Below are 19,643 nucleotides of genomic sequence, written 5' to 3' on the forward strand. Positions count from 1 at the left end.
TGTCGGATCCGGGTCGTAGCGTTCGTGGAGTAGGTAGAGGCGGCCGATCGAGGACGCCCAGGTTGACTCGGGAGGTGTTGTGAAGCTTCTTCTTACATCCGGTGGCATCACCAACGGGAGCATTCGCGAGGCGATGGTCGAGCTGCTCGGGAAGCCGATCTCGGAGTGCCGTGCGCTGTGCATTCCTACGGCGCAGTGGGGGCATCCGGCCTGTGGGCCGGCCTCGGTGCGGGGATTCGTCAGCGGTGTCTCGCCCTGGGACATGTCCGGCTTGGGCTGGGAGTCCGTCGGGGTCCTCGAGCTCACTGCGCTGCCCAGCATCAGTAAGGAGCGCTGGGAGCCTTGGGTCCGCGAGGTCGATGTGCTGCTGGTGGACGGCGGCGACGCGACGTACCTGTATCACTGGATGCGGGAGTCAGGGTTGTCGGAGCTTGTGTCGTCGCTACCCGAGCTGGTCTGGGTCGGGGTGAGTGCCGGCAGCATGGTGATGACGCCGCGGATCGGTGCGGACTTCGTCGCGTGGGCGTCGGCGCCGGACGACCGCACGCTGGGGGTCGTCGACTTCTCGATCTTCCCGCATCTGGACCACGAGTCGATGCCGGAGAACACGCTGGTCGAGGCGGAGAAATGGGCCGCCGGGATCGGAGTTCCGTCGTACGCGATGGACGACCAGACCGCTCTCAAGGTGATCGACGGGACGGTCGAGGTCATCTCCGAAGGGCACTGGAAGGCCTTCCCTGCCTAGAGATCGGCGAGGATTTTGGCTCTTGTGAGTACGGCGTCCAGCATCGGCTCGGTCAGTTTGCCGGTGAACGTGTTCTGCTGACTGGGGTGGTAGCAGCCTAGGACGGTGACATCGCCGTGTGGCGTGGTGATTTGGTGCTCTACGGCGTGCCCGAAGGGCGGGCGGGGGCGCGGGATGGTGCCGCCTGCTGCGGCCAGGCCGGCCAGGAGGGCGTCGTACCCGAACTTGCCCAGGCAGATGATCGCCTGGGTAGTGGGGAGGCAGAGTTCTAGCTCCTGGCGGAACCAAGGGGCGCAGGTGTCGCGTTCCTCCGGGGTTGGTTTGTTGGCGGGTGGGGCGCAGCGGACGGCGGCGATCATGCGGGCGCCGGTCAACTGGAGGCCGTCGCCCGCGTGTTCGCTGGTGGGTTGATTGGCGAGGCCGACGCGATGGAGGGCGGCGAACAGCCAGTCGCCGGAGCGGTCGCCGGTGAACACGCGGCCGGTGCGATTGCCGCCGTTCGCCGCTGGAGCGAGGCCGGCGATCAGGATCCGCGGCTCGGCCGCACCCCAGCCGGGGATCGGCCGACCCCAGTACGGCTGATCCGCGAAGGACTTCCGCTTGCCGACAGCAACCTCTTCGCGCCACTCGACCAACCGGCTGCACGCCCGGCAGACCGAGACCCGAGCCTCCAGTTCGTGCAAGTCCTCGGTCGCCGCCAGCCGCACCACGTCCGCAGCACCGCCAGCCACCGGAGTCCGTCGTACGGCGGGATCCTCCGGCCACCCCGATCCCGGTGGGACCGGGCTGTCGAACAACTCCCCCGTCAACGGGTGCGGAAGCTTCATGCGGCCAGCCTAGAGACGGTCAGACCAGGAGCCGACATCGGCGCGTTCACGTCGGCCGGGAGGGCGCTCGGTCGGCGACCGGATCCGGCCACCGCAGAGGGTTGACCTGGATTTAGATCGATCTCATGCTGATTTAGATCGATCTAAGTGAGGAGATCCGATGCCAACGAGCCCGCTGCCGGCCCAGTCGGTCGACGACCGGCCGTCCCGCCTCCCGGTCCGCCGGACCGTTCTCGCCTGCATGGCCGACTACATCGACGCCGGCTCGATCGTGGCCGCGTCGTCGGGACTCGCGCTGTGGTCGGCCGAGTTCGGCATGAGCAAGTCGACGGTCGGCCTCCTCGGCGCACTCGGCACGAACGCCGCGTCGTACGCCGTCGGCGCACTGATCGGAGGCCGGCTCGGCGACGTGTTCGGCCGCAAGCGGATCTATCAGTACGACCTGCTGATCTACGTGCTCGGCGGGCTGCTCGTGGTCGCAGCGTTCAACAGCGCCAGCCTGTTCATCGGCCTGATCATCATGGGTCTCGCGGTCGGCGCCGACGTACCGACGTCCTGGGCGCTCGTCGGCGAGATCGCGCCGGAACGAGCTCGCGGCCGGGCGATCGGATTGACCTCGTTGTTCTGGAACCTCGGGCCGGTCGTGAGCCTGCTGCTCGCGCTCGCGGTCGCCGATCTCGGCGTACTCGGCATCCGGATCGTGTTCGGACAGCTGGTGGTCGTTGCCCTGGTCACCTGGTTCCTGCGGCGGCGGATGGGTGAGTCCGAGATCTGGGTCGACGCGCAGGCGGACCGGGCGCAGGTCAGCGCGGCCCGGCTGCGCGCCCTGCTCCGGCCGGATCTCGCCAAGCCGCTCGTCTTCGTGTTCCTGGTCCATCTGCTCGGCAGCGTTGCCGCGGGCACCTTCGGGTTCTTCCTGCCGTACATCCTGAAGACGGTCGGCGGCCACGGCCAGGCGGCGAGCGTCGGTCTGAACGCACTGAACTTCACCCTCCTCGGGCTGGGCGTCGCGTTCGTCTTCATGCCGCTGATCGATCGGGTGAACCGGCGCCGGTTCTACGGCATCGCCGGTGTCTTCTCGGTCCTCGCGGCCCTGATCCTCATCGTCTTCCCGGTCACGAGTACGGGCGCCATCGTGGCGTTCATCGTGATCAACGCGATCGCGTCGTCGTGCGGGCAGGAGCAGTTCTATCGGGTCTGGTGCCAGGAGCTGTTCCCGACGATGCTCCGCTCCACCGCGCAGGGTGTGATCATCTTCGCCCAGAAGATGCTGCTCGCGGGCTGGAGCCTGCTGGTCCCGCTCATCGTCGCGCGCAGCTTCACCACCTTCGCCTGGATCCTCGCGATCGCGACGTTCCTCAGCGTGCTGATCGGGACCGTCTACATGCCGCGCCGCCCGCAGTCGCTGGCGACGGTCCGATGAGCCGGCCCAACATCTGGCTGATCCTCTGCGACCAGCTCCGCGCGGACGCGCTGGGCTGCTACGGGAACCCGATCGTCGAGACCCCGGCCATCGACGAACTCGCAGCCACGGGGGCGCTTTACACCTCGGCGTACACGCCCTCGCCGGTCTGCGTGCCGGCCCGCGCCTCGCTGATCAGCGGTCGCGAACCGCACGTCAACGAGTGCTACGACAACGGATCGCCGATGCCGGACGGTCCGACTTTGATGAGCGAACTGACGGCCGCGGGCTATCGCACCCACGGCGTCGGGAAGATGCATTTCACCCCGGACGGCGACGCGTTGCGCGGCTTCCAGAGTCGCGACAGCGAGGAGGAGTTCGGTACGGCGGACTCCGACGACTACCTCGCCTGGGTCGAAAAGGAGGGCTACGGCCACGTCGAGTATCCGCACGGGCTGCGCGACGAGATGTACTACGTGCCCCAGCTGTCGCAGCTGCCCGCCGAGCTGCACCCGACGACCTGGGTCGCGGACCGGTCGATCACCTTCCTGCACGAACAGAACGAGGACGAGCCGTTCTTCCTCTGGTCGAGCTTCATCGCGCCGCACCCGCCCTTCACCCCGCCGTCGCCGTGGCACCGGCGCTACCCGGCCTCGCTGATGCCGGATCCGCATCTCCCGGTGTCCGGCGACGGCCTGTTGACGGCGTACAACCGGCTGCAGAACCGGTACAAGTATCGCGACGGCGGCCGGGATCGGCGCCTTGAGCAACTAATCCGCTCGTACTACTACGCGTCGGTGACGTACGTCGACCACCAGATCGGTCGGGTGGTCACGGAGTTGAAGCGGCGCGGGCAGTTCGAGAACACGGTCATCGTGCTGACCGCAGATCATGGCGAGTTCCTCGGGGACTACGGGTGCTTCGGGAAGCGGTCGTTCCTGGATGCGGCGGCCCGGGTCCCGATGATCTGCCGCGGGCCTGGGTTCGGGCCGGCCGAGATCGATGGGCCGGTGAGTCTGGTAGACGTACTGCCGACGTTGCTGACGGCGGCGGACACCATGATCCCGGCGACTGACGGCGTACCGCTGCAGTCGGCTCGATCGGACCGGGTCGTGTTCGGTCAGTTCCAGCAGGGTGAGCTGGGGTTGTATGCGGTGATCACGGAGCGGTGGAAGTACATCTGGTCGGCGCCGGATGGGAAGGAGTACCTGATCGATCGGCGCTGGGACCGGGGTGAGACGAGCAATCGGGCTTACAACGTGCGGCTTCGGGACGTGCTGCTCGAGCTGCGGGCGCAGGCTGCCGGGCATTTCCCGGATCTTGCCGGGACCGACTTCGACGTGGCGAATCGGCCGCTGAAGGTTGGCGCCGCGCCGGGTGATGGAGGTGGGGACGGGCTGGCTGCGCTGGAGCGGGACGCCGACGCTGCGACAATCGTCGTCCAGTGGGAGTGAAGGGAGCCGCATGATCAACGATGCCCGCCGCGTGCGGATGCTCGACGTGGCGAACTCGCTCGGCGTCTCCCGGGCCACCGTTTCGCTGGTGATGCGCGGCAGTCCGCTGGTGTCGGCGACGACGCGCGAGTCGGTACTCGCGGAGGCCGACCGGCTCGGGTACGTGTACAACCAGGCCGCGGCTAGTCTGCGGACCCAGCGCAACGATGTGGTCGGGCTGGTCATGCCGGACATCGTCAACCCACTGGTGGCCGAGATCTCGCTGGGTGCGCAGGAGGTGCTGAACGAGCTCGGGTACTTCGCCGCGATCGTGAACACCGCCGAGAACGTCGAGACCCAGCAGCGGCTGTTCCGAACGCTCGTGCAGCAGCGGGTCGCTGGGGTCATCGTCATTCCGGTACTGCGCACCGCGTCGGCGGACGTGGCCGAGTTGGCCCGCAGCCAGGTGCCGTTGGTCGTGCTGACGCGAGCCTTTCCCGACTCCGGCGTACCGTTCGTCGGGACCGATGACACGCTGATCGGGCGGATGGGCGGCGAGCATCTGGTCGAGGTGCACGGTTGTCGGGAGGTCGCGTACTTCGGTGGCAATGCGCTGGCGACTCCCCGGGTCAGCCGGGAGGGCAGCTTCCGGGAGACGGTCGTCGCGGCGGGAGCGTCGTACGACAAGATGTGGTCGCAGCCGTTCGACGCCGGGATTGTGGACGCGTATCGAGCCGCGTCCGCCCTGCTGGAGAAGGGACCACCGCCGCGCGGGATCCTCTGCCACAGCGACAACGTGGCCTTCGGATTGCTCAAAGCCCTGCAATTGAAGGGCTATACGCCCCAGGACTGCGCGGTCGTCGGCATCGACGACCTACTCCAATCCCAACTCTGGACCCCGTCGGTCAGCAGCATCGCCGTACAACCCACCGAGATCGGCCGCGTCTGCGCCCGCGTCCTCCTCACCGAAATAGGCACCCCACCCAACGGCCCCACCACCCCACCCCCACCAACCCTCCACCCCCGAACCTCCTGCGGCTGCAACCCCACCAACCCATCCCTCTGACAGCAGTCGGCCCGCGCGAGCTGTCTCGCGCGGGCCAAGGGTTCAGCTGACCAGTTCTTCCAGGAGTGGATCTGGGGCGGTTGGCCGGGTGAGGCGACGGGTGGTCGGGATGGCTAGGGCGAGTACGACGGCGGCGGCGGCGAAGGTGGATAGGAGGAGGAAGGTGTCGGTGAAGCCGGATTCGGCGGGGAGGCCGTTGGGTTGCAGGTGGCCGGTGATGATCGAGCTGGCCAGGGCTGTGCCGATCGAACCGCCGATGGTGCGGATGTTGGCGTTCATGCCGGTGGCGGCGCCGGTCTGCTCACGCGGCACGTTCTGGACGATCAGGCTGGTCATCGAGGCGTAGGCCATGCCCAGCCCGATGCCGAAGACCGCGGTCGACAGCGCGACCTGCCACGGCTCGTCGTGGAACTCGGTGAACGCGAGCGACGCGACCAGAATCAACGCCGAACCCCAGACCACCTGAGACTTCACACTGAACCACGGCGCCAGCGGCCCACTCAGCGAACCGGTGATGGCCATCGTGATCAGCATCGGCAGCATCAACAGACCGGCCTGCGTGACACTCGAGCCGAAGCCAAACCCCGCGGCCTTCGGGATCTGCATGAACTGCGGCACGAACGCGTAGATCGCGAACATCGCCGCACCGAACAGCAGCGCCACGAGGTTCGTCGTCCACACCGCCGGCAGCCGCATCATGCGCATGTCGATCAGCGGGTTGCGCGAACGCAACTCCACGGTGATCCAGCCGATCAGCAGTACGACGGCAACCGCGAACAATCCGATTGTCGGCAATGAGGCCCAGCCCCACGACCGACCCGCGCTCAGCGGGAGCAGCAGTGCGACCAGCCAGCCGGACAGGAATGCGGCAGCCAGCCAGTCGATCCGGCCGGGCACCTTGTTCGGCGACTCGGGGACGTAGCGGCGAACCATCACCGCGGACAGCGAGATGATGACCATCGGGATCCAGAACAGCCAGCGCCAGCCGAGCGCCTCGACGATCGGGCCGGCCAGCACGATGCCGAGCCCACCACCGGCGGCGATGATCGCGGAGACCACGCCGACCATGGACGGCACCCGCTCGGCCGGGAACTCGTCCCGGATGATGCCGAACGACAGCGGGAACGCCGCGCCACCGACACCTTGGATCACGCGAGCCGCGATCAGTACGCCGACATTCGGCGCGAGCGCGGCGATCAGACAACCGACCGCGAGAGCGATCAGGGCGACCAGCAGAGTGCGTTCCTTACCGTGCATATCGCCGATCCGGCCGAGCAGTGGGGTCGCCACCGAAACGGACAGAAGCAGTGCGGTGAACACCCAGGTGACGGTGCTCGGGGTCGTGTGCAGGTCATGCTGGATGACGGGCAGCGCCGGGCTCACCAGCGACTGCAACATCGAGAACGAAGCCACGACCGTCGCCAGCACCGCCAGCGTCAGCCGTGGGTTTCCAGACCTGGTTACAGGCATGCAGAAGTCCTTCGAAAGGGTGTGAGCGCGCCACGCGAGGCGGGCGCAAGAGTTCCCCGGCCTGGTAAAGTCGAGGTATGCCTCCACTATAACGGAGGGTTGCCTCCGGTATCAAGCGACCGGGGTGAACGGCTGGGAAGTGACTAAGGTGATCGCGTGGTGACTGAGAGCAGGCCTGTGTTGCAGGTCGACGTACGACGGCCGCAGCGGGCGGACGCGCGGCGGAACTTCGACGCTCTGCTCGGCGCGGCCCGGGAGGCGTTCGCGAGCAAGGGCGCCGACGCGTCGCTGGAGGAGATCGCGAAGCAGGCCGGGGTCGGTATCGGCACGCTGTACCGGAACTTCCCGACCCGGCAGGACCTGTTCAACGCGGTGTACTTCGGTGAGATCGAGGAGCTCTGCCTCGAGGCCGAGGAGGTCGCCGACCTGCCGCCGTGGGAGGCACTGACGACCTGGCTGCAGCGGTTCGTTCAGTACGCCGCGACCAAGCGCGCGATCATCGAATCGCTGAACCGCGACTCGGAGCGGTTCACAGCCGCGCGGGAAGCGATGTATGCCGCCGGGACGCCGCTGTTCGAGCGCGCGCAGAAGGCCGGCGAGGCCCGGACCGATATCAGCTTCGACGACGTGCTGCGCATGGTCAGCGGACTCACCGCCGCCGGGTTCGTGGACGACAGCCAGCGCGAACGAGTCCTCGAGATAGCCCTCGACGGCGTCCGCGCCCGCTGAACCTCAACGCAAGGCAGCGCCCGCTGAACCTCAACGCAACGCAGCGCCCGCTGAACCTCAACGCAACGCAGCGCCCGCTGAAGCTCAGCGCCAGGCATCGCCTGGGGTCCGGACGTAGCGCCGCCAGGAGTAGCGCCACGGGATGACGGCCAGGATGACGACGATGAAGGAGCAGCTGAACAGGACGCTCTGCCCTTCGGCGTTCAGGTCGTTGGCGATCAGGTTCGGAAGCGCGACCGTACCGAGCCAGATGAGCTTCCAGATCACCTCGAACAGCAGGATCGGCAACATCCGCACGGGGTACCGCAGCCCGAGGAACGCCAATAACGACATCGCCGTCAGCAGACAGGCAACGACGCCTTCCATCACCGGCAGCGATCGAACGTCGTGAAACAGAACCGGCCACTTGACCAGCACCAGCCCCACCGCCATGAACGCGTAGCCGAACCGCATGACGTTCATCCGCCGGGTCGTCAGCTCCTGCTCGGGTGTTCGTAGCTGCAAGATGTCGCCAACCACTCGTGCACTCATGACATGCGGTCCTTTCCTCTTGGTTTGTGGTCCAAGAGTGCGGGTGGGGCAGGGGTTCGCCTACGAAGGTTGCTGTTTGTGGGAAATGGGAGTCCTATGAGTTGTGGAGGACACCTCAGCGGCGGAGATCGCCGCGGTGCTCGAGGAGGTCGGGGGCCGGCTCAAACGCGTGCGCTCGCAGCGCCGGCTGACTCTCACCGAGGTTGCAACAGCGACCGGGATCTCGAAGAGCACGATGTCGCGGCTGGAGACCGGACAGCGGCGACCGACTCTGGAACTCCTACTGGCGTTGTCGCACGTGTATCGCGTGCCCTTGGACGACCTCGTCGACGCACCGGCGGAGGGCGATCCACGCATCCGTTTCAAGGCCGGTCGCGTCAGGGGCCGGACAGTGATCCCACTGACGCAACAGCCCGATGGCATGCAGGCGTGGAAGATCGTCATTCCGACCAGCAAAGGCACCCCGGAGCTCAGGGCGCACGACGGCCACGAATGGATCTACGTGCTGTCCGGCCACCTGCGCCTCGTCCTCGGCGACGAGGACTGGGTGCTCGGACCTGGGGAGATCGCCGAGTTCAGCACCGGGAGACCACATTGGTTCGGTAGCACCGGCACTCGGCCCACGGAGATTCTCAGCATCTTCAGCCGCCCCGGCGAACGGATGACCGTCCGGGGAACGACTCCCCACGCCGGGTCAGCCGAGGGACAGAGCGACCCCGTCGAGGATGTCGTGTTCGGAAACGACTAGCTCGTTGAGCGTCAGGCGGTCGAAGAGGCGTTGCAGGATGAGGGCACCGGCGCCGATGACGTCTACTCGGCCGGGATGGATCGACCGTACGGCGGAACGCTCAGCGCGGGTCGAGTTCGTCAGCCAGGTGGTGGTTGCGCGGAGATCATCTGCGCCGAGGCGGGCGTGGTGGACGGCGCTTCGGTCGTACTCCGGGAGCCCTAGCGCGACTGCCGCGACGGTGGTCGCCGTACCCGCGACGCCGATCAGAGTGCGGGCCTCGGTGAGGGGCACCGCGCAGGTGTCGAGGAGAGCGTCGATGTCCTTGGTGATCGCGGCGAGCTCGTCCGGGGGCGTTGGGTCTGCGGTGATCTGGCGTTCGGTCAGCCGGACGGAGCCGAGGTTGAGGGACTCGGCTGCGATCACTCCATCGGTGTCGCCGACGACCAGTTCGGTCGAGCCGCCGCCGATGTCGGCGACGAGGTAGGGCGCGGGCAGGTCGAGGGAGGCTGTGGCACCGCGGAAGCTGAGTTCGGCCTCTTCCCGGCCCGAGATGATCTCCGGTTCGACGCGGAAGCGGGCAGCGATTCCGGTCAGGAACTCGTCTCGGTTGCTCACGTCCCGGGCTGCCGAGGTCGCCACGAATCGCACGCGCGCCGCGCCGGTCGCCCGGATCACCGCAGCGAAGTCGTCAGCCGCGGCGAACACCCGCTGCAACGCCTCCGGGGCGAACGAGCCGGTCGCATCCACGCCCTGTCCCAGGCGGACGATCGTCATCCGCCGATCCACCTCGACCAACGAACCATCCACCAGGTCCGCGATCAGCAGGCGGATCGAGTTCGTCCCGCAGTCGACCGCGGCAACCCGCTCAGACACACGGTCCCCGACGGCCCCAGTCCTCCAACGCTTCGAGAGCCTCGTCCCCCAAGGGGTTGACGCCTGGGCCGGCGGCGAGAGAATGCCCGACCAGGACATGGAGGCACTTGACGCGGTTGGGCATGCCGCCGGCGGTGATGCCGTCGATCTCCTCGACGTGGGCGATCGACTCGCGGTGGGCCAAGTAGGACTCGTGTGCCGCCTGGTACCGCTCGGCCAGCTCGGGATCCGTCCCGAGGCGGTCGGTCATCTCTTTCATCATGCCCTCGGCCTCGAGCGTGCCGATCGCGGACGCGAGCCGCGGGCAGGTCACGTAGTACGTGGTCGGGAACGGCGTACCGTCCGGCAGTCGCGGTTCCGTCTCGACGACGTCCGGCAGGCCGCAGGTACAGCGATGTGCGATCGACCGGATCCCACGGGCGGTCCGCCCTAGCTGCTTGCTGACCGCTTCTTCATCCAAAGTCACCGAGTCACCTTAGGCGACGGCGTGAGGATCGGCTTCGGGGTCGGCTTGGCCGGGGTCGGGGCGGTGGCCGGAGCGGGTGGATTACCCGCGCCCTCGACGCTCCCCCACAGCTTGGTGTACCACGTCGGCTTCTGGGCTTCCGTCGTACCGTCGGACGGGGCCGCGGGCTCCGGCGGGGCGCCGACCGGCTTGCCGTCCGCGCCGATCACGCGGTACCCGACCTCGCCCGGCATCACCCAGCCGAGCCGCTGCCGCGCCTGCGCCTTGACGTAGGCGTCGTCGTCCCAGCGCTCGATCTCGTTGTTCAGCTCCGAGACCCGCTTCTCCCGGTCCCGGATCTCCTGCTGCAGCGAGGTGACCTGCTGGTGCTGGTCGAACCACACCCGCAGGCTCTGCGCGTACGACACGATCAGCGCGCCGAGCACGAGCAGTACGACGGCCGCCCGGCCGGTCAGGTTGCGGGAACCGCGGGTCCGGGCCGAGCCGGGCGCGGTTCCCGTCGTACGGCGTTTGGGCTGGTCGGCCCGCCGGGCCGGTGGACGCGACTGGGTCCGGCTCGACGGACGCGAGCCAGGTCGTGCACCGGAATCCCGACGGGACGGCATACCGAAACCTCCGAAAGATCAGCCCTGGTAGCGCGGGAAGGCCGAACGACCGGCGTACGTCGCCGCGTCGTCGAGCTCCTCCTCGATCCGGAGCAACTGGTTGTACTTGGCGGTGCGGTCGGACCGGGCCGGGGCGCCGGACTTGATCTGGCCACAGTTCGTCGCGACCGCGAGGTCGGCGATCGTGGTGTCCTCGGTCTCGCCGGAGCGGTGGCTCATCATGCAGGTGAAGCCGCTGCGGTGGGCCAGGTCGACGGCGTCCAGCGTCTCGGTCAGCGAGCCGATCTGGTTCACCTTCACCAGCAGGCTGTTCGCCGACTTCTCGTTGATGCCGCGCTGCAGCCGCTCGACGTTGGTGACGAACAGGTCGTCGCCGACCAGCTGGGTCTTCGCGCCGAGCTCGGCGGTGATGGCCTTCCAGCCGTCCCAGTCCTCCTCGTTCAGCGGGTCCTCGATCGAGACGATCGGGTACGACGCGACCAGGTCGGCGTAGTAGGCGATCATCTCCTCGGCCGACTTCTTGCCACCCTCGAACGCGTACACGCCCTCGGTGAAGAACTCGCTCGCGGCCACGTCCATGGCCAGCGCGATGTCCTTGCCCGGCTCCAGGCCGGCCTTCTCGATCGCGACCAGGATCAGGTCGAGCGCGTCGCGGTTGCTCGGCAGGTTCGGCGCGAAGCCGCCCTCGTCGCCGAGGCCGGTGGACAGGCCGCGCTCCTTCAGCACCGCCTTCAGCGCGTGGTAGACACCCGCACCCTGCATCAGCGCCTCGCCGTACGTGGCGGCGCCGATCGGGGCGATCATGAACTCCTGGACGTCGACGTTGCTGTCCGCGTGCGCTCCGCCGTTCAGGATGTTCATCATCGGCACCGGCAGGACGTGTGCGTTCGGGCCGCCGACGTACCGGAACAGCGGCAGGCCGGAGCTGTCCGCGGCCGCCTTGGCGACGGCGAGGCTGACGCCGAGGATGGCGTTCGCGCCCAGCTTGGCCTTGTTCGGGGTGCCGTCCAGGTCGAGCAGCGCGTGGTCGATCAGCCGCTGCTCGTGGACGTCGTACCCGACGATCTCCTTGTCGATGTCGTCCAGGATGGCGGTGATCGCCTTCTGGACACCTTTGCCGCCGTACCGGTCCTTGTCGCCGTCCCGCAGCTCGACGGCCTCGAACTGACCGGTGGACGCGCCCGAGGGCACGGCCGCCCGGGCGACGGTGTCGTCGTCGAGCAGAACCTCGACCTCGACAGTGGGGTTGCCGCGCGAGTCGAGGATCTCGCGGGCGCCGACGGCCTCGATGGTGGCCACATTGACTCCCAAGTTCTCGATGACGAATCGCCCTGAGCCTAGCCGCCAGACCAGTGACCTCATTGGACCGCGTCGCCCCTAACGATCGCATCCAGAAGTAGCTCGCGCGTCAGCAACACCCCGTGGCGCCCGAAAGACCCCCAGATCCCTTCGGTTCAGGCGCTCTCGAAGGAGCGGCGGGCGTCGGATAGGCCTTTGTGGTTTTCGGCGGGGTTGGTGATGCCGGTGCGGATGTCTTGGGTGCAGCGCCAGGCGAAGTAGGCGGCTTGGACTGCCCAGCGGAGGTGGAGGAAAGGGGTCAGGCCTCGCTCGAGCTCGGCCGCGAGGTTGGGGCGGCGGTCTAGGTACGCCGGGACCAGGTGGTCTGGTTTCCCGGTGTACATGACGGCTGAGGCGACGTCGTACAGGATGGGGGCGTACATGGCGCTGCCCCAATCGATCAGGGCGACCTCGCCGTTGGATTGGCGGAGGAATGCCTCGGCCGAGGGATCGCCGTGCAGCCAGGCCCAGGACAACCCGTCGAGGACCTTCACACCGTCGAGCGCGCCCTCAACGGCCGGGCGGATCCAGGGCTCCAGGTCGAGGTACTTGTCGAACTGGGTCACCAAGTGGAGCCAGTCGTCGAGATTTCCCGGCTCCGCTGCGGAAACCGTGTGCACCCGACCGAGCACCGTCCCGATCGCGGCCGCATCAGCTGAGGTCAGCGGCACGCCGTCGACGTACTCCAGTACGGCGATCTGCCGATCCTCGACGTACTCGACCAGCCGTCCCCGCGTGCTCGGCCGCGGCCGGCCCGTGATCACGCCGGCATCGTCGAGTCGGGCCGCCAACTCGAGTCCGGGCGCGAAGGCCGAGTCCCCGGCATCTACCGACTTGAGGACCACTCGCCAGCCATCCGCCGCGGCCAGCCAGGCGGTGGAGTTCATCCCGCCGGTCAACACCTCCAGGCGGACCGGTTCGAGGTCCCAGCGCTCCGACAACACCTCCGCAACGTCCACCGGCGCCACTTTGCCAGCGGCGCCGGTGCACTGCACCCGCTTTATCGGGGGTCGAACGACGAGTGATCCCACGGGTGCGGCGGCAGGTGCCGCAGCCGCAGGGTGAGCTCGCCCAGCCGTGCGCGCAGTGCGGTAAGCCGGCTGTCCCGGTCGATCACCGGCTGCAAACTCACCGGCTCAGCGCCCGGGATCCCACTGTGGATCGGCGGCCGGTTCGCGACCTCGACTGCCGAGGTGTTCTCCACCCGGTTCGACAGCCCGCCGATCTGCAACCGCAGGAAGTTGTACGGCGCTCGCGCGTCGTCGACCACGTCCTGCGCGTCGCGGAGGATCGCCGGCACGATCTTCTCGACCAGCTCACGGTCGAGACTGCGAGCCGTCGCCAGGTCGGCTTCAGCCTCCTCGACCAGTTCGTCGTACTGCTCCCGATCCTCGTCGAGGTCCTCCGACAGCGCGTCCCGCTCCCGCGACACCTTGCTGCCGTCGAGCGCCTTGCCGAGGAACGCCAACGTCGGCATCAAGAGCCCGGTCGTGACGGCCAGCATCACCATCACCACAGTCACAGCCGTCTCCGCCCGTCCGAGCGCATCCAGTCCGCGCTCGATCAGCGCGGTGGTGATGCCGACCGCGACCGTACCGGTCACCAGCAGGTACCAGAGCCGCTGCCGCCGGCTGGCCTCCGCGTGGTGCTTCTGCCCGTCGGCCTGCGCCTCCCGCGCGTGGTTGTGCGCCCGTGCCGCGTGATCCACCAGCCAGGTCTGCCCCAGCATGATGTAAACGACCAGGATCAGAGAGAACGTCCACCCCATCCAGTCCCGCCACGGGGTCGCGATCGGCACGTTCAGGTAGTAGGTGAGGAAAGCAAGGAACCCCAGCGCCTCGGCCCACGGCGCGACATGCGCGATCAGCCGCAACCACGCCGGCGCCCGATCGTGATGCCGATGCCCTTCGGCCCGATCCGACTCGACCCGGTCGGTCAACCAGTCGACCCGGTCGGCGGCCGTGCGTCCGCTGTACACCTTGTTGGTCTCCGGCGTACTGATGTCCCCCGGAAGCTTGCGGGCGGCATCGATCGTCGTCTCGACGTCGTCGCACAGCCGGTCGATCGCATCCAGCGCCGGGTCGGCCTGGTTCTTCAGCCGCAGGAACAGCAACTCCCGCGCGTCCCGCTCGTACGGCGCACTCAACTGGTGACCGACGACGGCCTGCGGCTCCCACTCGGTCCGCGGCGTACCAACGGCCTGGTGGTGGCGTACGACGTACTCGTAGTAAGCGGAGGCGATGCGGTACTCCGCCCTTGTGCACAAGCCCGCCCGCACGGCCTCGCGGCGCGTGTAGTGCGGTCCTCTGAGATTCTCGGCTCCGTTGTCCGGCAACGGAATCACCTGGCTGGTCATCGCCGTCTCCTGTCAGCTTGCGTTGTTGAAGCGAACGACCACACAGCGATTCCTGGGGTCGCTCGGGGTGGGGAACGGCTGCTTCGCGTTGCCGAATCCCTTGGCGTCAATGCGGTTCCGCGCGACTCCGAGCTGCACCAGCAGCCCGGCCACGACCTGGGCCCGCTGGGTGCTCAACCGGAGCGCCACCGGGTTGTTCGGCCGTTTCGAGGTCGCGGACGTGTGTCCTTCGACGGACACCCGGGTGGCCGGACCGATCGTCTTGACGCAGGCGGCGAGTGCTCGCAGCGTCGCCGGGCGGTCCAGCAGGACCGCCTGGTCCGACGCGAAGTACGTCGCCGCGCTCAATGTGCACGTCTTCTCTCCGGGTACGCGCGTGGTCCGCGGCGGGACCGGCGTACCTGGTGGTGGCGGGATCGCCACGGCCGGCGCGGCCAGAGTCGAACTGGACGGCGCCGCGTCGGGGTACTCGAACCGGACCGACGGTGCTCCGGCTGCGTGGAGCAGCCCACTCCACAGGGTTTCGCGATAGACCGACTGCGGTTGCCGCAGGGCCGGCTGTGGGCCCGATTCGGCGAGCATCACGAAGGTGATCGCGGCGCTCCGCAGTGCCGGCAGTTCACCGGCGGTCTTCAGATCTTGGATCAGAGTCGCCGGAGCGACGTCGAAGCCGAGCTTGCGGAAGTCGATGGGATCGGTGGTGTCCAGCCCCGAGGAGAAGATGAAGACCGGTCGCGAGGTGTCGATCCGGGCTCTCGACAGACCGGCGAACAGCGCCTGCCCGCCGACGGTCGAGCTCTTCTCGTTGAGCTGGTCCTCGAGCTTCGTGATCGAGCGCGCGATCTCCTCCGCGGCCCGCTCCTGAACCTTCAACGGCTCGCCGTCCGGCTTGCCGTCGACCCGAGGAGTCAGATCGACCGAGCTGGAGCTGACGGCGCCATTGCCGTCCACCCGGACCAGCCGCACCGCCTGGTGCGCCATCCCGGCCTGCTCGATCATCGCCCGCGCGGACCCGTCGATCCGGACCGCGCCCTGGTTGGCCGTAGGCGCCGTGTAGACGATCGTCGCGCCCAACGCCGGCCCGGCCGCGCGGTGTCCCCGCGTCGCCCAGACCGCCGCCGATGCCGACAAGACCGCCACGAGCAGCCCGATCACCAGGGCGAGAATCCAACCGCGGGATCCACCCCGTCGGCGTCCCCGCCCACGGCTGTGGCCACGGACCCGTCCGGGCCTTCGTCCACGCGCTCGCGCACCGGGGGGCCGGGACAGTCGCGTCGGCCGGCGCCGGGCGGTGCGATATCTGCTGCTTGTCATCGCGCACCTCCGCGGTGGAGGTGCGCGGTTGACGGGACCGTTCCCGCCTTGTCCAGCTCGATTGTGCAGAGTGTGTTGCACATTGCACAGCATGAGATAGGCTTTTGTGTCATCACTGACTCGACCCCTCACTTGGCCTAAGTCGTCGGGTTCTCGGTGATGTGAGGCGGCTCGGGTGCAACCGGGCCGCCTCTTCGTTATCAGCCTCAAGCTCAGAGTAGTTGCGGCACATGCGACAGGTCAATACAAATGTGCGCCCCCTCTATGCACAGGTGCGCACGTCGCGCACAATGTGAAACACCCGCTTGGCACGGGGGTCGAAAAGGCAGCCAGGAGGGGCAGGGATAGGCTGTGATGCACGGTTGTGAACTTCTGCGCGGCGCGCCTGCGCGTGGCCTCGGCCGACACTCTGCTTTCATGGCGCCAACGGCGTCCCTTCAGCTCCCCACGCGGTAGACCGGCCCTTGAGTGAGACGACTCCCAGAAGGAGAAGGCGGTGACCGAGACATCCGCTGGCCTGTCCGTTGACAACGCGCTGGAGAGCCGGCGCGCCATCGCCGATCTGATCCGCGCTGCGCGCAACGAGCGCGGGCTGAGTCAGGCAGCGCTCGGCGCCCAGATCGGTGTGAGCCGGTATGTGATCAACCGGATCGAAGGCACCAACCAGGATCTGTCGCTGGAGCACGCCGCGAAACTGGCCGAGTTCCTCGACCGGCCCGCGCTGGAGGAGCTCGCCCGCGCCCAGTTCGCCTCCCCGGTCCGGACGGTGGAGTCACCGTCCACCCGCGACGCCCTGCTCGAGGAGCTGCTGAAATCTCGCGGCCTCGACCGCCTGATCATCGTCCTGGCCGACGAACTCGACATCGTCAGCCTGCTGGCGAACGCCCGGATCAACCTGCCGGAGCGAGTGACGATCGTCTTTCCCAGTCACGCCCGCCAGCAGCAACTCCGAGGGATGGCGGTGCCCACCGCCGCCACCTGGGACGTACAGCGGCAGATCACCAGGATCTTCGAGGCCCTCGCGGTCGGCGGCCGGCTGCACCCGGACGAAGGACCGCTCGACTACGACATCAAGCTCTACGAGTCCGACGACGTCCGGCAGTCCTTCGTTCTGGTCGGAACGGCGGCGGGCAACCAATGCGCCGTCTGGCCGGCGCTGCCGAACATCCAGCCGGATCAGTTCGAGACGATTCCGGCCGCCGTGTCCGCCGAAGCGGCGTTCATCCAGGTGATCGAGGCCCACTACCGCGATCTCGTCCGCGACCGGATGCCGCTGACCCACCTGAAGGCCGTCGTCGTTGTTGACGAGAGCAACGAGTCGACGCCGGCCGGCCCGGCCGCTCGGCACCGCCTGTCCAGCTACTTCCAGCTCGGTATCGACGCCGAGAAGGATGCGGCCCGGCGCGGCGGCGGCGCGACCGGAGGCTTCGGCTTCGGGGTCGCGCTGGTTCTCGTCCATGGTTACGCCGAGCGGCCCGGACGCCCGCTCGGCCGTCGGGTCCTGCTGCAGCAGGACGCGAAGTCCGCGACGTACCAACTCGTCAGTAGCCACGTCTCCGACGAGGATCTCGTCGGAGACGGACAGCGGGGGCCGCGGTCGACCTCGACCAGCCACGAGGCACGACGCAAGCTGATCGCGGGTGATCGCGAGGCGAGTGTCAACTCGGACGCGTTCAGCCGGGCCGCGCGGCACGGCCTCCTGGACGAGTTCGGCGCCGACGTACCGGTCGGTGCGCTCCAGGAGATCGCATTACCTGAACCGTTGTGGATCGTTGAGAAGATCGACCCGCAGGGCCACCGCCTGATGCCGGTCGTTCCACGGTTGTTTCATCTGGACCTGACTCCCCGCAACCGCGAGGACCTGATGGCCCGGATCGAAGCGAGCGGTCAGAAAGGGGATCCGGCGCAGCTCGTCGACGACTGGCTGGCGTCCGTCGGCCGCCTCGAGGCGGCCCTGCTCGACGCCGGCGACACCATGGCCTTCGGCCAGCAGGATCTGCGGGATCAGGACGTCAAACTCAACGACTTCCTCGATACCGCACGCGTGCAAGCGGGGGACTGGTTCTTTTCCGTGCTTGAAGAATTGGAGATCGTGAAGGACTGATGAACACAACTGGTGTTGACCACGACCTCAGGAGGGTTCCGCGTGAGTGGCTTGACGCACTGGAACTCGCCGCGGGGTCTACAGAACCGGTCGCGACGTACGCACCGGTCCTCGCGCTGACGATTAGCCGCGAGGACGAGGGTTCGCGACAGGTTCTGGGGTGCGTGCGGTCTCCTGAGGAGAACCGGACCCACCCGGGGGTGCTGAGTTCTCCCACGGTTCGAATCCGTGGCGTCGAGGACTTCTCCGGCCTGAAGACCGGGCCGGTCGTGGGCGAGGTGCCGGTATGGCTCAGCGCTCATGTGGACCAGCTGCTGGGGGGCAAGCTGGCCGCGGACAGTGTGGTGACGGCGGGGCTCACGCCGGACTTCGTTCAGGTGTGGCAGGCCCACAGCGTGATCGGGATCGAGGACGGGCAGCCCGTCACCGAACCGCTGACGATGATCAACGTGCACATCTCGGTGCCGGCCGGGGTCGAGCTGTTCCCGCACCGCACCACGTCGTACTCGTGGATCGGCTTCGTGAGTGAAGAGCGGCATGCGCTGGCGGTTGCGCAGCGGGACGCCGAGCTTCTCAACGTGTCGTTCGGCGGCGAGACGCCGATCGTGTACGGGCTGTGCACCTTGAGTACGGCGAACATGCTCAAGGCAACGACTGCGGTACTGGTTTCCTAAGCTTCTTGCTCCGCGGCGCGGATCCGGTCGGTCAACGATCGGACCGTGCCGCGGAGTGCTTGTTCTGGGTCGATGTCGAGCGCGCGGGCGGTCCGGACGAGATCGAGGAGTTGCCGGCCGATGCGCTCGGCGTCCGTGGCCGGCGCCGGCGTCTCATCGTCGGCGGGGATGACCTTGGCGGCCCGGCCCAGGATCTTGTCGGCAAGGGCCAGGGCCGGGAGAGCGAGCGGGATGCCTTCCAGGGCGGAGGTGCGCTGCTTCTCGGCGGCCTTGATCGTTTCCCAGTTGGCCTCGACCGCGGCCAGGTCCTTGTTCTGCTCGTCGCCGAAGACGTGCGGGTGGCGGCGGATCAGCTTCTCGACGATGTCGCCCGCCACGTCGTCGACGGTGAAGCCGTTTTCAACGTCCTCCTCCGCGATACGGGAGTGGAACGCGATCTGCAGTGCCAGATCGCCGAGCTCTTCGCGCAGGTGCGAACGGTCGCCGGTCTCGATGGCCTCGAGGGTCTCGTAGGTCTCCTCGAGCAGGTACTTCGCGAGGCTCTCGTGGGTCTGCTGCTGATCCCACGGGCAGTTGCGGCGGAGGCGGTCCATCACCCGGATCAGGTCGATCAGCCGCGCGCCAGGTACGTCGTACGAGCCGTGCAGGATCTCGACCTCGTACGGCGGTCGTGGGTCCCGGCTCAGCTGGTCCGCGAGGACCCGCAACAGGCCCGGCTCGCCGTCGTCACCCACGAGCCAGACGACCTGACGACCGTCGCCGGCCGCAGTGGACAGCCAAGCCCAGGCCTCGTCGACCTGCGAAACGGGTAGACCGGAGCCGACCACGGCCTGCACGTCCGGACGTGTGCTCGGGCCGCCGGACGCACCGATCTCGTCAGCGGACTCCAGCGCTTGCCAGGCCGCGCGGGTGAGCAGGCCTGGTGCCACCCGGGGACTGGTCAGGACAACCGTGATCCCACCGGCGGTGTCACCAGGCAT

Annotated in this window: 19 protein-coding genes; 8 read left to right on the forward strand and 11 right to left on the reverse strand. The window is 67.9% G+C overall.

The features are described from left to right. Nucleotides 1-79 precede the first annotated feature (79 nt). A complete protein-coding gene (locus tag AB0L70_RS30645; protein WP_363690239.1) occupies nt 80-745 on the forward strand; it encodes a Type 1 glutamine amidotransferase-like domain-containing protein in 666 nt (221 codons plus the stop codon). On the opposite strand, the gene AB0L70_RS30650 is transcribed toward AB0L70_RS30645, so the two are convergent. After that, complete coding sequence (locus AB0L70_RS30650) at nt 742-1,572, reverse strand: uracil-DNA glycosylase (protein ID WP_363690240.1); 831 nt, start codon at nt 1,570-1,572, stop codon at nt 742-744. The genes AB0L70_RS30645 and AB0L70_RS30650 overlap by 4 nt on opposite strands. A gap of 160 nt (nt 1,573-1,732) precedes the next feature. Here AB0L70_RS30650 and AB0L70_RS30655 point away from each other — a divergent pair, with 160 nt between their 5' ends. The 3 genes from AB0L70_RS30655 to AB0L70_RS30665 are packed head-to-tail and all read left to right on the forward strand — an operon-like array spanning nt 1,733 to nt 5,473. Then, the gene (locus AB0L70_RS30655; RefSeq protein WP_363690241.1) at nt 1,733-2,995 is read left to right on the forward strand and encodes an MFS transporter; all 1,263 of its coding nucleotides are present in this window, start codon (nt 1,733-1,735) and stop codon (nt 2,993-2,995) included. Next, complete coding sequence (locus tag AB0L70_RS30660; RefSeq protein WP_363690242.1) at nt 2,992-4,428, forward strand: sulfatase-like hydrolase/transferase; 1,437 nt, start codon at nt 2,992-2,994, stop codon at nt 4,426-4,428. Before AB0L70_RS30655 ends, AB0L70_RS30660 begins: the two co-directional genes overlap by 4 nt. A gap of 10 nt (nt 4,429-4,438) precedes the next feature. After that, the gene (locus tag AB0L70_RS30665) at nt 4,439-5,473 is read left to right on the forward strand and encodes a LacI family DNA-binding transcriptional regulator (RefSeq protein ID WP_363690243.1); all 1,035 of its coding nucleotides are present in this window, start codon (nt 4,439-4,441) and stop codon (nt 5,471-5,473) included. Between the two features lie 42 nt (nt 5,474-5,515). Here AB0L70_RS30665 and AB0L70_RS30670 read toward each other — a convergent pair whose 3' ends face one another. Beyond that, a complete protein-coding gene (locus AB0L70_RS30670; RefSeq protein ID WP_363690244.1) occupies nt 5,516-6,943 on the reverse strand; it encodes an MFS transporter in 1,428 nt (475 codons plus the stop codon). 159 nt (nt 6,944-7,102) lie between these two features. Here AB0L70_RS30670 and AB0L70_RS30675 point away from each other — a divergent pair, with 159 nt between their 5' ends. Beyond that, nucleotides 7,103-7,672, forward strand: coding sequence for a helix-turn-helix domain-containing protein (locus AB0L70_RS30675; protein ID WP_363690245.1), 570 nt, complete (start codon nt 7,103-7,105; stop codon nt 7,670-7,672). Nucleotides 7,673-7,756: 84 nt separating this feature from the next. Here the strand turns inward: AB0L70_RS30675 and AB0L70_RS30680 are convergent, their stop codons facing one another. Further along, nucleotides 7,757-8,203 carry a hypothetical protein gene (locus AB0L70_RS30680; protein WP_363690246.1) on the reverse strand — a complete coding sequence of 149 codons (447 nt, stop codon included), beginning with the start codon at nt 8,201-8,203 and terminating at the stop codon, nt 7,757-7,759. Nucleotides 8,204-8,306: 103 nt separating this feature from the next. Between AB0L70_RS30680 and AB0L70_RS30685 the strand changes: the two genes are divergently transcribed. Continuing rightward, nucleotides 8,307-8,951, forward strand: a complete 645-nt coding sequence (locus tag AB0L70_RS30685) for an XRE family transcriptional regulator (protein ID WP_363690247.1) — start codon at nt 8,307-8,309, stop codon at nt 8,949-8,951. Here the strand turns inward: AB0L70_RS30685 and AB0L70_RS30690 are convergent. The 7 genes from AB0L70_RS30690 to AB0L70_RS30720 form a co-directional block, all read right to left on the reverse strand. Further along, nucleotides 8,898-9,806 (reverse strand): Ppx/GppA phosphatase family protein, encoded by a 909-nt coding sequence (locus tag AB0L70_RS30690; protein ID WP_363690248.1) that lies wholly within the window; start codon nt 9,804-9,806, stop codon nt 8,898-8,900. The two genes, AB0L70_RS30685 and AB0L70_RS30690, sit on opposite strands and share 54 nt — an antisense overlap. Then, nucleotides 9,799-10,272: a DUF501 domain-containing protein gene (locus AB0L70_RS30695; RefSeq protein ID WP_363690249.1), complete on the reverse strand. Its 474-nt coding sequence runs from the start codon at nt 10,270-10,272 to the stop codon at nt 9,799-9,801. Before AB0L70_RS30695 ends, AB0L70_RS30690 begins: the two co-directional genes overlap by 8 nt. After that, nucleotides 10,269-10,877, reverse strand: a complete 609-nt coding sequence (locus AB0L70_RS30700; RefSeq protein WP_363690250.1) for a septum formation initiator family protein — start codon at nt 10,875-10,877, stop codon at nt 10,269-10,271. The genes AB0L70_RS30695 and AB0L70_RS30700 overlap by 4 nt, the downstream gene beginning before the upstream one ends. An 18-nt stretch (nt 10,878-10,895) precedes the next feature. Continuing rightward, nucleotides 10,896-12,176: a phosphopyruvate hydratase gene (gene eno / locus AB0L70_RS30705; RefSeq protein ID WP_363690251.1), complete on the reverse strand. Its 1,281-nt coding sequence runs from the start codon at nt 12,174-12,176 to the stop codon at nt 10,896-10,898. Nucleotides 12,177-12,331: 155 nt separating this feature from the next. Further along, nucleotides 12,332-13,174, reverse strand: a complete 843-nt coding sequence (locus tag AB0L70_RS30710) for a phosphotransferase (RefSeq protein WP_363690252.1) — start codon at nt 13,172-13,174, stop codon at nt 12,332-12,334. 41 nt (nt 13,175-13,215) lie between these two features. Continuing rightward, nucleotides 13,216-14,571 (reverse strand): hypothetical protein, encoded by a 1,356-nt coding sequence (locus tag AB0L70_RS30715; protein ID WP_363690253.1) that lies wholly within the window; start codon nt 14,569-14,571, stop codon nt 13,216-13,218. 12 nt (nt 14,572-14,583) lie between these two features. Next, complete coding sequence (locus tag AB0L70_RS30720) at nt 14,584-15,726, reverse strand: OmpA family protein (RefSeq protein WP_363690254.1); 1,143 nt, start codon at nt 15,724-15,726, stop codon at nt 14,584-14,586. Between the two features lie 655 nt (nt 15,727-16,381). On the opposite strand from AB0L70_RS30720, the gene AB0L70_RS30725 reads away from it, so the two are divergent. Then, entirely contained in the window at nt 16,382-17,989 is a 1,608-nt protein-coding gene (locus AB0L70_RS30725) for a helix-turn-helix domain-containing protein (RefSeq protein WP_363690255.1), read from the forward strand. Further along, entirely contained in the window at nt 17,989-18,663 is a 675-nt protein-coding gene (locus tag AB0L70_RS30730) for a hypothetical protein (RefSeq protein ID WP_363690256.1), read from the forward strand. Before AB0L70_RS30725 ends, AB0L70_RS30730 begins: the two co-directional genes overlap by 1 nt. On the opposite strand, the gene AB0L70_RS30735 is transcribed toward AB0L70_RS30730, so the two are convergent. Further along, nucleotides 18,660-19,643, reverse strand: coding sequence for a MazG family protein (locus AB0L70_RS30735; RefSeq protein WP_363690257.1), 984 nt, complete (start codon nt 19,641-19,643; stop codon nt 18,660-18,662). The two genes, AB0L70_RS30730 and AB0L70_RS30735, sit on opposite strands and share 4 nt — an antisense overlap.

This window comes from Kribbella sp. NPDC051952, assembly GCF_040680855.1.
Classification (GTDB): domain Bacteria; phylum Actinomycetota; class Actinomycetes; order Propionibacteriales; family Kribbellaceae; genus Kribbella.

What these genes read in the sequence shown, in the direction of transcription:
- AB0L70_RS30650 (WP_363690240.1), bottom strand. Translation starts at nt 1,572, where the DNA reads ATGAAGCTTCCGCACCCGTTGACGGGGGAGTTGTTCGACAGCCCGGTC.
- AB0L70_RS30655 (WP_363690241.1), top strand. Translation starts at nt 1,733, where the DNA reads ATGCCAACGAGCCCGCTGCCGGCCCAGTCGGTCGACGACCGGCCGTCC.
- AB0L70_RS30660 (WP_363690242.1), top strand. Translation starts at nt 2,992, where the DNA reads ATGAGCCGGCCCAACATCTGGCTGATCCTCTGCGACCAGCTCCGCGCG.
- AB0L70_RS30665 (WP_363690243.1), top strand. Translation starts at nt 4,439, where the DNA reads ATGATCAACGATGCCCGCCGCGTGCGGATGCTCGACGTGGCGAACTCG.
- AB0L70_RS30670 (WP_363690244.1), bottom strand. Translation starts at nt 6,943, where the DNA reads ATGCCTGTAACCAGGTCTGGAAACCCACGGCTGACGCTGGCGGTGCTG.
- AB0L70_RS30680 (WP_363690246.1), bottom strand. Translation starts at nt 8,203, where the DNA reads ATGAGTGCACGAGTGGTTGGCGACATCTTGCAGCTACGAACACCCGAG.
- AB0L70_RS30700 (WP_363690250.1), bottom strand. Translation starts at nt 10,877, where the DNA reads ATGCCGTCCCGTCGGGATTCCGGTGCACGACCTGGCTCGCGTCCGTCG.
- AB0L70_RS30715 (WP_363690253.1), bottom strand. Translation starts at nt 14,571, where the DNA reads ATGACCAGCCAGGTGATTCCGTTGCCGGACAACGGAGCCGAGAATCTC.
- AB0L70_RS30730 (WP_363690256.1), top strand. Translation starts at nt 17,989, where the DNA reads ATGAACACAACTGGTGTTGACCACGACCTCAGGAGGGTTCCGCGTGAG.
- AB0L70_RS30735 (WP_363690257.1), bottom strand. Translation starts at nt 19,643, where the DNA reads ATGCCTGGTGACACCGCCGGTGGGATCACGGTTGTCCTGACCAGTCCC.